This is a genomic window from Rhizobium sp. O111 (assembly GCF_055616315.1).
Genome location: NZ_JBSHXL010000001.1, coordinates 3669205 through 3682806, shown reverse-complemented (window position 1 = coordinate 3682806; position 13602 = coordinate 3669205). Strand labels below are relative to the sequence as shown.

The following is a 13602-nucleotide window of genomic DNA, read 5'->3' as shown; positions in this document are numbered from 1 at the left end:
TTTAGGCTACATACTCCTCAGCATACGTCGCGATACGCCTCGCACGCGCAGGACCGATTTGCGGAATTCCTCTGAGTTTAAGGCGGTCGCTGTCGATAAGAATATCTTTGATTGTTCGAATGTTTGAATGCGCCTTGATACGTGAAACCATTTTCCGGCTCAGAGGCAGAACCGAGATATCCTGGTTGGTCAAGCTGTCATACAAGGAAGTGGCTTTAAGCTGAGAGCCGCAACTGTGACAAAATTTCGCGTGCTCACTCGCGCGCTCCGCGCCGCAAACCTGGCAATGAGGTAGGACCAGCCGGAAGGAGACTTCCTTCGGTTTTCTGATTAAGCTTTCGGGTGTGACGCGAGGCCAGGCCTGATGAGTTTGGGCCGAGAAAGCCTTCACAAAAGCGGGGATCGACTTCGTTCGCCTTCCGATAATTGCGTTATCTGTAATAAGGTCCCCAAAATGGACGAAATACAGCTCGAATGATCCCTTCACGCCTCGGCTGTTTTCTCCAGCTGGCAAAAGTAGGCCGGCATACTGAAAGAAGCTCAGGATCTTCGCGATTTCGCCTGTGATCGGCTTTTTCAAGGCCACTTCCAGCGCTTGTTCATCGTCTTCCTTGCCCCGATTGAAGTCTTTGATTCTAGCCAATATGCCCTGGTAAAAATCACGTCCGGTTTCGATGAATTCCCGGTAAGCAGGTACTTTGGCCGTCAAGGAGTCGTAAACGTTGTGGGACAGCTCGCGGGTCTGTTTAGAGATGTCGAGAAGCTTCCTCCGATCTACGGCGGCAGATGCTGTCGTTATCTTCATCTCGTCATGATAAATCGTGCGAAGCATGTTCAAGAATGACCGCGGATTCCCAAAAGCAGCGAACGCCAGAAAGTCCACGGCCAGCGGCGTATTGGCGAGGCTCGAAGGCAGGTTCCCATTGAATCGCTTGGTGGCGAGGGATCGCATGAAGTCCACGTAGCCGCTCTGGTCTGGCCTTATCCAGACGTCAATTTGCTCAGCATCGTGCCCTACGTGGAAGGTCGGTGAGTGAGTGGTGATCCCGGGATAAATTGCCGCTTTTGGCGAGATCTCACGACTTTTGATTTGCCGGAAAAATTCGAAGAAATCTTCTTGTTGACTCGATGAGAATGCGTGCGCGGCGTCATCCAAAAGTAGAACGCATCTTGAGAGACCGTTCTCCTCTAGAACAGCACCGATACTCCGGCTGAGACCATCCATCGTGTATTGTTCGAGGTCGCGTGCTTGCTCCACTTTGCCTGCTTCGATCGATGCCAGCAGACTCTCTATGACTTGACGGCTGGGCAAGGTTTTGGGCAAGGAAAATCGCTGAGCAAGCTCAAGAGCCGAGTGGACACCTTCATATATCTTTAGGTTCAACCACAGCCGGAACCAGTATGTTGCATTCGGTGTATTTACGTAGAGCGGCTCAAGCTTTAGAGACAGCTTGAAGTTAACGTAGACGCCGAAAGTTTGTGAAGCTTTTCGAAGCAAGCCATAATAAGTCTTAAGCATCAGCGTTGTTTTGCCGCAGCCGCGAGGACCCACAAGCAATTTCGCTCCCCCCGCCGACAGGCGCCTAATGATGGTCTCCTCATCCGGGTGGTCGGCACTGAGCGCGGTGAAAATATTCTCAGGAATATATTCGGCCTGTTCCACGAAGTTGCCTTCTAACGGCAGATCGGCCTCAATATCTACTTCCGGCTCCTCGCTATGGACGGGCACGCTCATGTTATTCTCCTCGATTGGTTCATATTTGGCACGAAGAGCGTAAAATTAAAATAAACGTCACGCGTGTATTGCGACAAAAAAGGCGGACCCCGTATCTGAGAGGCGATCCAGGTGCAGTGACCGCGAAAAGTCACCACGTACCCTTTGATGGAAATTAGCGCCGAGATTCCATGGCGTTCGATTCAACAGATTGTTCATTTTGGAAGGGTAAAGCTCCCGATCTCTGCTGGCCAATGCGAGAAAGGTGACGATATGCCATTGAGCTCTGAAATTCGAACATCCGTTCGGGCATACTGTGTCAAGGACTTGCCCGGGGATCTCCGCTGGCACATCGACCAGTTCCACTTCATTGATGATGTTGAACTTCGCCAAAAGCTAGGAAGGGCTTTTTACTCTGGCAGGTATGTTGCGAAGCTAATGGAGGCTTTGAAGGCTGACGGTGATGAAGTGCACGCCTTCGTAAAATTTCAGATCATGCAATATGCGGCGATTTACGAAGCTGTCATTACCTATTTGCTCTGGAGCAAGTACGAGGATCATCCGGATTTGCTTGCCATTTCGACCCATAAAGCTTTCAAGAAAATGGACGCCCTCGGAAAAAAAACAAAGATCACATTGGACGACGAGCAGATTTACACTTGTGTTCTCAGGGACACCAAAACGCCAAAGACGAGCATTGCGTTCAAAGACAAGGTAGATTGCGCCGTCCGGATCGGCTTTGTTCCGGCGGAATATTCCGACGACATCAAGCGCCTCTATGAACTTAGAAATCTAGCTCATATTGAAACGGAAGCGGAAAAGCAGATCGAGGTTGAGATAGAACACTCTCGCGCTGGCTACTGGCGGCTGAAGCCGTTTCTGGAGAAGGTTTCTTCGGCGTGTGTCTAGATTCAGCGTCTTTCGAGTTTCAATAGACCAAGCGCTTTTCAGTCTCGGATCTGCAATCACCGGATAGCCTCACAGAAGTATAATATCAACTCTTGATACCGACGCCTCATCAGTCCGTTCGGATCGACCCCGAGTTAGACGACGGGCGATCTCCATCGACTACAAACGGGGTCGCTCATTCGAGACGTAATCTCGTAGTAGCGGCCACGAGGATTCCCCCCGTGCCCTTCCTCAGGAACACGGCGCGGATGTTCGGCTAGCTAACCACCTGTGATCAGAAGCGTGGCTCGCTGCCAGTTTATGGGAATCATTTCGTCTATGCGCATTCCTAGGGTGCATCTTTAGAGATTCTATCGGCTTTCCGATCCCATGGGCTGAGCCCCAGCTCGACACGCTCGCTGTTGATATCGGCTAGGCAAACGCCTTGGATTGTATGTTTCAGAACTACTGCAGGGGGTACTCTCCAATCCTCGTTGTGTGCCTGGTAATGCAAGTTCACAATATCGATAAGCATGGTGGCAGTGATCTTCTGTAGCGAGAGGCATTTGTTCAGCCCCTTGCGCTGAGCGGTAATCCACGACGCTTCGCCGCGATCATAGGACTGCAGCCACCCATCCATCACGCCTTGCAAATATGTCCCTTGAAGCTCAAGGCTGGCCGTTTTCCAGGCAGCAAAGTTTCCCACGTAGCCCGCGTGAGCAGCGTATGGAATAAGCGCTGATATAACAACGGCAATCTTCAGAAGTCTTTGAATCACAGCACATCTCCCGCATGGCCGCGTACATTAACAACGTTCTATTTGACAGCCTAGTCCACGAAAGTCGCTCTTATTTGGGTATGCCCAAACCGAATCGCTCCTCTCCCACCGAAACACCGCTTTGATAAATACATTTGACAACTTAAAGCGAAGCATGAAATATCGAAGCATGTAAAACGAAGCGAGGAGCTTTCGACATGTTTATCCGGGCATATCTCCGCGCCTCCACCAAGGAGCAAGACGCCAGCCGAGCAAAGGCAGCCCTCCAACGCTTTGTTGACGAGCGGGGCCTGAAGATCGCAGCCACCTATCTTGAGAACGAAAGCGGGGCATCTTTGCAGCGGCCTGAGTTGTTCCGGCTCCTCGCAGATTGCCAAGCTGGTGATGTTCTGCTTGTAGAGCAGGTGGATCGCCTAAGCCGCCTCAATGCCGACGACTGGACAAAACTCAAATCGGAGATCGCCGCCAAGCGTGTTCGTGTCGTGGCCCTAGACCTTCCAACCTCACACCAGCTTATCCAGGCGGGGAGCGATGAGTTCTCAGCCCGTATGCTGGATGCGGTAAATGGCATGATGTTGGATATGCTCGCAGCGATAGCCCGCAAGGATTACGAGGATAGACGGAGGCGGCAAGCACAAGGCATCGCCAAGGCCAAAGCGAAGGGGGCCTACAAGGGACGTCCTGAAGATGAGAAACGCAATGCTGCCCTTACTGCAATGCTGAGGGGTGGACAGACCTGGGCAAGCATCGTGGGCGCTACGGGTGTATCCACTTCAACGTTAGCTAGATTGGCGAAGAAAATAAGAGAACCGGCGAGCTAACTAGTTCTCTGACGATTTGAAGTCTCTGTTACTATGGGCCCATGGAAAGCATTGCGCTGGCTTTAGGCCGAACCCAAAGCAAGCAGAGAGCTCCCCAGTCGTAGTGTCCATTCGGACGACCATTTGGCCACTCGCTGACCCAACAAACTGATACCTGCCAACTGATCCGTAGCGGGTGAAGTTGAGTATTAGGGCCAAAGCTACGAAAGCGCCGAGGCTACTTAGGGCGACTATTGCCACGGGGGATAAGCTCGCTCGGGCATGCTGTTTGCTAGGTGTGTCCTCGGAAAATGCATCTGACTTACGTAGGGTAGAACTGTCTCTCATCATCGGCTTCCCCTGAGGCATTGGCCTGCGGTCCGCCCCCGCAAGCATAGCCTCCATGACCCCTTGATCGGGGAGTTGGAAAACCGACTCGGTCGGTCCCTGAAGCCTTTAGTTCGGTGAACCTGGACATACGCCACAGGCTCCCCGACCTAGAGAAGGTCAAGGATCGATCTCCCTTCCGGTGGGGACCATACCGCCGAGTTCAGGGTTTCCACGCCCCGGAGCGCCGCGTCTGCGCTCGCAACTTTTCTAGCAGGTACGGCCACATCCCGTCTACCTGCCAGATTTTTCTCGATATTCTTGACGCTCTGTGGTAATCAGCACCTGCCAACAACGGTGTTGGCGACTAGAAGAGGTTATTCGAATGAACACCCTATGGGGTCGGCGTGAGCTTCACGCTTAGCCCCAATGCGTTCCAATCTGGATCGCGCTTAAGCAGACTGTTAGTGGTAACGAACCACCACAGGACTCCGGGCAATAATAGCTGCAGTTTTGCAAGCCGCCTGTTGAGCGAAGAGAACGAAGTGATTGGCTGCGGTAGCAGTCGCAATGAATGGCTCGAAGGAGACCAGACCAAGGCAATTTGTCCGGCACTCCTTGAAGTGCTCCCAGTCTTGCCGAACGGCTCAGCCGTAGAACTACTTTCCAAAGCCAAGCACATAGTAGATGAGCTTTCTCGGTCCGCCGAGGACAGAGAAGTTCGACGCTACCTCAAAGCTGATGAAAAAACGCTGCTGAAAGATCATGCGGCGCTGAGGCAAATTGACAAGATAGTCAAAGAGAGGGGCTTGCTGCTTAGTGCACGATTTCCGACAGCTTACGAGGAACTTTGCCTAGCTGACGAACTCCTTGAAGAGGTTCGGGGTTATCCAGTTGTCTCCCCGTTCGGGAGAGCAGCATGAACCTTTCGAGTAAACGATGGGGTCGCCGCGAGGCGGCCCTTGGTCCGCAATCCTCATCAAATATCGCTGAAGGAATCAAATGCTTAATCCCCGGATGCTCCAGGCTCGCTGAGAAATCCGAAGGGCGAGGGCTAGCTCAATACTACTGCCGATACCATATCCAACTCAAATCGAGACATGGCTCTTACTGGCACGCAACCTACAGGGCCTCCGATTTGCGGCCATACATTAGGTGTGCCGAGCGCTGGATAAAAGAGCACGGAGATAGCCCCATCTATCGCGGCGCATACTGGCAACTTGAGCACATAATGGCGGGAGCAACTCGAACAGAACCCGCGATGCGTCTTCGAGGCCGGTCAGCAGCATATCGGGCAGGAATTGCACTAGGGCGGCTGCGAGCAGCGAATATTTCGACTAGACGCCTAATTTGCATTTACCTTGCGGTGACGGCTCTGATCGAGGACGATTTTGGTAGTCACCGAACCCGCGAGTTTCGCATTGTGCAAGCAGCAAAGGCTGTCCACCGGCTCGCAAGCGGCACGCACCGGAAGTGGGACGTTTGGGATCCCTACTCTGAAGATATCAGGCACACCGAACTTCACGCCTATCCTCGTTCGTCCGGACACGTCTTAAGAAAGATTGGGGACACGCTGGAGAAGGCGTGCGATGAGCTAGCCAGTGCTGCCGTACCCGAGATAATCGCAATGCGCACCGAGCGGTTCGGGCCGCACCCATCCCATCCGGTTGCCTCTAAAGCGTCCTGATACAACGCAAAGTCCTCACCGCCGTTTGATTACCTAGCGGGGGTGGGGACGCACATGTTGGAGCACATTTTGCTTTCAAAGAGCGCGGCAGACCAAGAGGCGATGCCCCACGTCTTGCACTACGATCCCTGGCTGACCGCCGATGGTGACAACCTCATTGCATTTTCCAGACGGGTCTTCGAATTAGTCGGGCCCCCTCTCATCACACCTGGAAGAAAACACAGAGCCGATGCCGAATTGCGGCGGATGGCTTGCACCGAGACGCTGGTGGCTAACCTCGTGATGGCCACTCTTACGCCCTCGCGATACGAAGGCTTGGCAGTGCCCTTGGGAAACGGGAAGCTTACCCGTTACAACCGTAGAGATTTCAGCACCGACATTCTCAGACTCGTAATTGACGAAGCAAGCGCGGCGGGCCTTGTTGCGATCAATGAGGCAATCTTCAAGGAGCGGCGAACGATCATTGTCCCAACGCAGACCTTCCAAAAACTCATTGTCGAGTATGCCATATCGCTTGCCGATGTTGGCCATCTAGAAGGTGGCGAAACGATCGAACTTTGGGCGGGAAGCAGAAGGAGCGGCCACAAAACTCCGGTGGACTATGAGGACTGTCGGGAAGCGGATGCAATGAGAGCCGAAATGCGGGCGATCAACCAAACCCTCAATGACGCCGACATACGCCTTGATGGATACGGCACCGGCCCCATCCGCCTTGTCCGCAAGTTCCGCATCGATCGGCCCGAAGACGCCCAAAAGTTTGATCGTCACGGCAGATTGTACGGCGGCTTCTGGGAGGGGCTCCCGAAGGATCGACGCCACTTGCTTACGATTGGAGGCGAGCCAGTAGTCGACCTGGATTTCGCCTCGATGTTTTTGCAACTCGCCTACATCCGCTGCGGAGCAGAGCCACCAATTGGCGATCTCTACACAATTCCGGGCCTTGAAGGACACCGGACGACCGTCAAGTCGCTTATGGTCTCTTTGTTCTTTCGAAATGCCGAAGCGCGTCGCTTGCCCTTAGGCGCGAAGGGTGCACTGCCTTCGGGCTGGAGTATGGAGCGATTTAAAGCTGCCGCTATGCTGGCTCATCCCGCGATAAGCTTGTTCTTTGACACCAACGTCGGGTTTGAGTTGATGGCCCTGGAAAGCGACATCTTGGTGGGCATATTGCTGGAGCTTGCCCGAAACGGCGTGGCCGCCTTGCCGATGCACGACGGTATAATGACGGCCGCGAGTAAAAAGAATTTTGCAGCCGCTACAATGGAAAAAGTTAGCGCCTTGCGGGCCGGTCGGCCGCTCTTGGTGGTCGAGAAGGCAATTCCAATTCCCTCGCCAAATAACTCCCCACTATGGACCACTAGGGACGCCTTACAGGGATGACTTCTGTTGCTGATCCCAGCCTTTCCAGCTTCAGAGGGCTAACAACGAGGCAAAGGGAAGATGAAGGTCGTTACATCCACAGCCCTACTCTCGCATCTTGTCGGCTCAACTTCGATATGTCACGCTTCTGCCACCCACAACCCGCGTCACTCATGGTACCAGATTGATCCATCACAGCTTCTCCCTTGAAGAAATCCAAGAGATGCAGCTTGGCATACAGCGAAGCCTCAGCAGACTTAAGGCCGCGAAGGTCGACGAGGGATTTATGCCCATGTCGTATATCCCTGAGGCCGCATCCGTCTTCGCAAAGTTGGCGGTGAACGGCGCATTTGATGAACTTGGTATCAACCCATCATTGGCGCCCGAGTTGAAGGATATTGATGCAAGGGTTAGAGGACCCGTGATGATAGCCGTGCTCTCCCATGCCCAAGGCTACCTTCGGAAATTAGAGGGTGTCCACGGTAATGTTGCGTCGCAGGATAGGAACCTAGATGGTAGATTCCTTAAAGTAGCCTCCGCGAATCCCCCTCAGCCCATCCAGGTCTGGACAGAGCAGTGGGTCTTCGTGAAGCGAGGATCACGCGCCAAGGAGATCATCACGGCTGTGTCTGAGCTGCTTGAAGAAGCGGTGCTGCGAGCCAAGAGCAACAACCTACCCGAAGATCACGCTGCGTTGACTGAGATTGAGCGGGCACAGCTGATCGCTATTTTGGAGACCACACTTGCAATGCTTAGGGCTCCCATGGTCGAGCCCGGTCTTCTGAAGAAGACCGCCCTTGTTGCCCAAGAGGTCGCACAGAAAGCCGCGACAACAAAGACTGAAGAGGCACTGGGGACAGGCCTTGGGTATCTCAGCAAGAAGCTTTTAGACCTTATTGCAAGTTTGAACTAATCGTCGGGCCATCCGTCGATAGCATCTCTGAGGCCTCCAGCCCAGTTTAGCAGAACCAAATCTACCTCCCTCGCACGCCTTCTTTCAGGATTCTGAGCGTTCTAGGTCGATGGTTTTGAGATGGCCCCCCTCGGCCTCCTCTACCCCACGATTTCGAGCTTCAACATTTTCTGCCGATTGCACCAGTTCCGAATACAAATGCTGCGCGAACATCGATCCAGCTGCGTATTCCAATGAAACCGGACAGGAATTCCGATCTTTAACCGGACGCTCATTCCAGCATTATACCGGACGCGTCTGTGAAGCGAAGCCGGATGCGCCGAGCGTCCCTGGGTCTGAGTTGATCATTGTCGGCGAATATTGGAATGGTCAAGCCTGAGTTGTGTCATCGGCATGCAGTGTTCGATGTTTGCGGAGGCTTTCGCCAGAAAGTTCGATGCGATAGGCGTTGTGAACGAGGCGATCCAAAACAGCGTCTGCGATCGTGGGATTTCCAATCATATCGTACCAGTGGTCCACGGGGATTTGGCTGGTAACAATGGTCGAGCGCTTCTCGTAGCGATCCTCGACAATCTCAAGAAGATCGCGTCGTTGCTCGTCGCTGAGCTTCTCCGGCCCCCAATCGTCCAGGATGAGAAGATCGGTTTTGGCCAGGCTCTTGAGCATCTTTGCGTAACGACCGTCGCCTCGTGCCAGGGCGAGCGCGCCAAAGAGCCGTGGTACACGGTGATAGGCGACGGCAAGATCTTCTCGGCACGCCTTGTGGCCGAGGGCGCAAGCCAACCAACTTTTGCCGACGCCGGCCGGCCCGATCAGTAGCAAGGAGTGCCGCTGTCTGATCCAGTCGCAGTTGGAAAGCTTGAGAAAGAGGTTGCGATCGAGACCACGGGCTGCGCGGAAATCGGTATTCTCGATCTGGGCGTCATGGCGCAGCCTGGCGGCACGGGCTCTGGCTTCGAAGCGCTTCTGGCGACGCGAGGTCTGTTCCCGTTCGAGCAGGATCGCGAGCCATTCGCCGTGCTCGAGGCTTCTCGCCTCCGGTTGAATCTCCAGTTCCTGGAAGGCGGAAGCCATCCCGGAAAGGCCGAGTTGCCGCAGCGTGTCTAAAGTGGGATTGGTCAGCATTCTTGATTGTCTCCTTAATGAAAGTAGGCTTTGCCGCGAAGATTGGCGTGCTCGCCGACAGCGGCAGGTTCGGCGGAATATCGTGGTGCCTTATAGGTGCTGATGAGCGCGCTGATGCTCTTGCAAGTCAGTCCGCCGATCTCGACGGCACGGGCGGACACTGCTTCGGCCTGCATCGTAGGAATGGCCTGGTAGAGCTTCAGCACGCCAAGGCAGGTTCGAAAGCCTTGTTCGGGATGAGGACGGCTGGCCAGTATAGCTATGATCAGCCCCTCGGTCTGAGGCCCAATGGAAGCACCCCAGCGCTGGAACCTTGCAGGTGACCATTCGGCATAGCGCCGGTGCGAGCTAGGCATATGGTCAGGATTGGTTCCGTAGCGAGAACCGCCGTACCGGCGTTGGTGGGTCGCAATCCTCTTGCCCTTGAAAAAGACCTCGATCGTACGGCTCGTGGCCCGGACATCAACCTGCTGGCGGATGAGCGTATGAGGTACGGAGTAGAAATAGCGCTCGAACTCGACGTGGTAGTCGGTCAAGACCCGCGCCAGCTTCCATTCGGCGTACTCGTAGTCCTCTGCCGGGAGAGCCGCGAGTGCTGGGCGTTCCATGGTCTCGAATATCTCCTGGCGGGTTTGGCCCAACCGCTTCATGACGTGCGTGTTGATCCGCTCGACGGCATCCCGGATGGCGGCGTTAGCTTCCTCCAGTGAGAAAAAGGTATGATTGCGCAGCCGGCCGAGGATGCAGCTCTGAGCGAAACGTACGCCGGCCTCGACTTTTGGCTTGTCTTTCGGCCGCTTCGGTCGCGCCGGAAGCACGCCGACGCCGTAATGGGCCGCCATCCTGCCGAAGCTCTGGTTGATCTCTGGATCGTAGAAGCTCGCCTTGTTGACGCCGGACTTCAAATTATCCGGAACGATAAGGCGCGGCACGCCACCAAAGAAGGCGAACATGCGAACGTGCGAGCCGATCCAGTCCGGCAGGGTCTGGGTCCAGGTGGCTTCTGCAAAGGCATAACTCGATGCGCCAAGCACGCCGACAAAGATCTCCGCCTCGCGGATCTCGCCGGTCTTACGATCGACGATAGGCAGCTTCTTGCCGGAATAATCGACAAACACCTTGTCGCCAGCAATGTGGACCTGCCGCATCGTGGGCGTCAGACGCCGTTCAAAGCCGCGGAACAGGTCGCAGAACCGACTGAAGCCGTAGCCATCCGGATAGACGGCCCGATACTCCTCCCACAGGATCGTCAGGGTCACGCCGGGCTTCTTCAGCTCGATCGCAATGACGCTCCAATCCGGCTCTGGTAGTCGCCGCACCCCTTGCTTGGTGCCTTGCCTGGCGAAAAGTTTGCCTTCCAAGACGTCGTCAGTCAGATCGGCAGGCAAAGGCCAGGACAGCCCTGCCGTCGCAGCTCGCCCGATCCCGTCCTGTACAGTGCTGCGGGCGATACCGAGCAGATCGGCAATGTCGCGAACGCTCACACCGTCCGATCGCAGTCGAAGTAAATGTCGGATTTGTCTCATGGTCAGCCTTCGTCTCTTCGACATGCCATCTCCTCACGTTCGAAAGGAAATACATGCCAAGGTTGCTGACCCAGGGACACTGCCTACGTTGAAAAGCTGTCCGGTATCAAATCGGAATCGCGTCCGGTTAATTCTCGGAATCGTGTCCGGTTTTTGATCGGAATGCCGTCCGGTAAATCATCGGAATCCACAATCCAGCACCGAGAACCACCCAAAGCGGCACTCCGACAGCCGTGCCTAGCGCAGCTATTCCGGCACTCTGTCCCCCGAAGAGAGCTATGCCAACGGCCATCCCGCCGATGCCAAATCTCTGAGAGGTTGGCCTGTCATCCCAACCTGTCTTCTTAGCTTGCTTGGCAATCAATTGGACGAGCGGCCAAATGACTTTGCTTCGTGCCGTGACCGCAAGAGCTTCCTTCGCTTTGGATAAAGTGTTCGCCTCCGAGCGACGAATAATAAGAAGCTCGCCAATCCAGTTTCGCAACGCGGCATTCTGGGACGGCGTGGCGGTCAGTACGACCTGAAGCGCAACCTGCTTTTCTCTTTCACCTAGCTTCTGCACGGTCGCTCTCCGGAATTGTGATACTCATTGCGGGACGCGTCATGTCGGCTCCCCACCCTCTATCACGCTTTGTACGTCGCGTGTTGCCTCCGGAAGCTCCGGGTAGTCCACGAGACGGCTGATTGCTCGTAGTGTTGCTCGCCTAAATCTGCCTCTGTCTGCCCCGTGGTGGAAACGTCGATGGCAACTTGGACACACCGCAATAGCGTTATCCACACTGTCTGGACCACCCTCGCCCAGTGGTCGAACATGATGAACTTCAAGATAGGGCTCGCCGTCCTCCCGAATGAATGGCGCTGGTGTCTCGCAAGACTCGCAGTGTCCCTTCGCGTTCACAAGCACCCACGCGATGACATTTGGATCACGAATGAAACGCTGAAAGTTGCCATAAACCTTGACGCCGCTTTGTGGGTTTATCGGCGGCGGAGAGTTTTGAGTACTTTGAGCAAATTTCGCCTTTGCCGCCCTTACCCTAACTAGAAGGCTCTTGGGATCGGCTGTAGGGGCTTCAGGTATTGCCTGTCTGCTCCAAACATCGTTGATCATCAAGATGAGCTTTGCTGTGATACCCGGTCCAACGTTTCGGCGCGGCGGGTAACCACCCAATCGGGGCAAGCCCAAGTCATCCAGCACCGCTGAAATATTCGACATTCGAAATTCGTAGGACGGGCCGGATCGATTCGACAAAGCGCCATTTAATACCTCGTTCCGATTGGCAGTCTTATTTGCTCTCTCCCCGCGACGCTCTGCCAACTGCATATCGCGGTAAGCAATTACGCATGCCCTGAGTTCGGCGTCCGTCCAACCGCCACCTTTGGTCTCATCGCTCACCTGGCCACCTATCAGAAACTTTGGGCTGTAAACTACAAGCTTCATCTTTCGCGAAGATTGCTGCCGTGTTCGCAAATATTGAGACCTCCGAAGTTCTACCAAAAGGCGAACGTATGTCTGTTTGGAGTTTGGACCCCAGGAATTGATTGAACGAGCTTGTTGATTGGGTTCACTGGCCCGTCGTACATCAAGTGCTTGCCCTCCGTATACGCGTCATCAATCGCCGGCTCCTCCGACCGATAGAATAGCTTATCCCGTGCGTATACCTGCACTGCATGATTGAGCGTTTTGGTCTCCTCAGCAGATACTACAAGGGTGAAAAAACGCGGATCTGAGGTGTATGCCATGGGCCGGACGAAAAGCGCTGCCAGATGCGGCGTCAATGGAGCAAGAATGGTTGGCGAACTCGTCGCGTTCAGCGGGGAGCGAATCGTGTGATAAAATCCGTCACCAAAAATGAACTCTTTGTCGGGCGAATAGAGCGCAACAAATTTCCCCCGTATTCCAAGTTGCTTCACCGCATCACGGTGGGTATTCTTCATATTGACCGCTATAAGCCGGTTACGCTCCCGCTCCGGTAGCGGCCCGCGAAGTAACTCTGCCACGCCCACAGCGGCTTCCCTGTTCATTGGACTGCGAACAGCAAGCGATATCAGACCCTCCATAAGCACCGCCAATTCGACGTCCGGCACCGTCGCGGGAATGAAGCGGTCGACAAGTTGCGTCCCAGCCGCATGCGTGCAGTGATCCAAACCTCTCAGCCACTCAATTACCGCCGGAAAGTTATCGTCAGCTCGCTGGAAGTCTGCCTCAAAGCTGCTATCCCAAATGGTAGGCTGACCCGGATCTCCGAGAAGCACATGATGGCCGTTTCCAATCATCCCAAAATTGCCAGGGGGCGAGACCACGACCTCACCGGAGGGTCGGAGCCAGTGAACGCAGCCCTGCTCGTTGGCCCAAAATTGAGACAGACTGCGTGGCCACCAATGATGTCGCTCCGTCTTCAGTTTTGCCACAGGTCACCCCTCAACCCTTATGCTTCCCGGATATGGTGATTCCTGCTTGAAGCACAATGAAAGATTGGTAATGCCC

At 54.6% G+C, this 13602-nt stretch carries 12 protein-coding genes; 5 read left to right on the top strand and 7 right to left on the bottom strand.

The genetic code is table 11. From position 1 onward, the window contains the following. Nucleotide 1: 1 nt before the first annotated feature. Nucleotides 2–1735, bottom strand: coding sequence for a GTPase domain-containing protein (locus tag ACVTFQ_RS18360; protein ID WP_112436927.1), 1734 nt, complete (start codon nt 1733–1735; stop codon nt 2–4). 147 nt (nt 1736–1882) lie between these two features. On the opposite strand from ACVTFQ_RS18360, the gene ACVTFQ_RS18355 reads away from it, so the two are divergent. Continuing rightward, the gene (locus ACVTFQ_RS18355) at nt 1883–2623 is read left to right on the top strand and encodes a hypothetical protein (protein WP_470423917.1); all 741 of its coding nucleotides are present in this window, start codon (nt 1883–1885) and stop codon (nt 2621–2623) included. 328 nt (nt 2624–2951) lie between these two features. Here ACVTFQ_RS18355 and ACVTFQ_RS18350 read toward each other — a convergent pair whose 3' ends face one another. Continuing rightward, nucleotides 2952–3380, bottom strand: coding sequence for a hypothetical protein (locus tag ACVTFQ_RS18350; RefSeq protein ID WP_112436926.1), 429 nt, complete (start codon nt 3378–3380; stop codon nt 2952–2954). A gap of 197 nt (nt 3381–3577) precedes the next feature. On the opposite strand from ACVTFQ_RS18350, the gene ACVTFQ_RS18345 reads away from it, so the two are divergent. The 4 genes from ACVTFQ_RS18345 (at nt 3578) to ACVTFQ_RS18330 (ending at nt 8466) form a co-directional block, all read left to right on the top strand. Further along, nucleotides 3578–4201: a recombinase family protein gene (locus tag ACVTFQ_RS18345; protein WP_112436925.1), complete on the top strand. Its 624-nt coding sequence runs from the start codon at nt 3578–3580 to the stop codon at nt 4199–4201. Between the two features lie 833 nt (nt 4202–5034). Next, nucleotides 5035–5430, top strand: a complete 396-nt coding sequence (locus ACVTFQ_RS18340) for a hypothetical protein (protein ID WP_112436923.1) — start codon at nt 5035–5037, stop codon at nt 5428–5430. 818 nt (nt 5431–6248) lie between these two features. After that, nucleotides 6249–7574 (top strand): hypothetical protein, encoded by a 1326-nt coding sequence (locus tag ACVTFQ_RS18335; protein ID WP_112435959.1) that lies wholly within the window; start codon nt 6249–6251, stop codon nt 7572–7574. Between the two features lie 163 nt (nt 7575–7737). Beyond that, on the top strand, nt 7738–8466 hold the full coding sequence (locus ACVTFQ_RS18330) for a hypothetical protein (RefSeq protein WP_470423916.1): 729 nt from the start codon (nt 7738–7740) through the stop codon (nt 8464–8466). 369 nt (nt 8467–8835) lie between these two features. Here the strand turns inward: ACVTFQ_RS18330 and istB are convergent, their stop codons facing one another. From istB to ACVTFQ_RS18305, 5 genes are all read right to left on the bottom strand, one after another. Next, nucleotides 8836–9591, bottom strand: coding sequence for an IS21-like element helper ATPase IstB (gene istB, locus ACVTFQ_RS18325; RefSeq protein WP_111560489.1), 756 nt, complete (start codon nt 9589–9591; stop codon nt 8836–8838). A 14-nt stretch (nt 9592–9605) separates the two neighbouring features. After that, nucleotides 9606–11117 carry an IS21 family transposase gene (gene istA / locus ACVTFQ_RS18320; RefSeq protein ID WP_112980621.1) on the bottom strand — a complete coding sequence of 504 codons (1512 nt, stop codon included), beginning with the start codon at nt 11115–11117 and terminating at the stop codon, nt 9606–9608. Between the two features lie 127 nt (nt 11118–11244). Beyond that, nucleotides 11245–11679 (bottom strand): hypothetical protein, encoded by a 435-nt coding sequence (locus ACVTFQ_RS18315; protein ID WP_470423915.1) that lies wholly within the window; start codon nt 11677–11679, stop codon nt 11245–11247. A 39-nt stretch (nt 11680–11718) separates the two neighbouring features. After that, the gene (locus ACVTFQ_RS18310) at nt 11719–12225 is read right to left on the bottom strand and encodes an HNH endonuclease (protein ID WP_470423977.1); all 507 of its coding nucleotides are present in this window, start codon (nt 12223–12225) and stop codon (nt 11719–11721) included. 380 nt (nt 12226–12605) lie between these two features. Beyond that, the gene (locus ACVTFQ_RS18305; protein ID WP_162718072.1) at nt 12606–13526 is read right to left on the bottom strand and encodes a DUF4238 domain-containing protein; all 921 of its coding nucleotides are present in this window, start codon (nt 13524–13526) and stop codon (nt 12606–12608) included. Between the last annotated feature and the right edge of the window lie 76 nt (nt 13527–13602).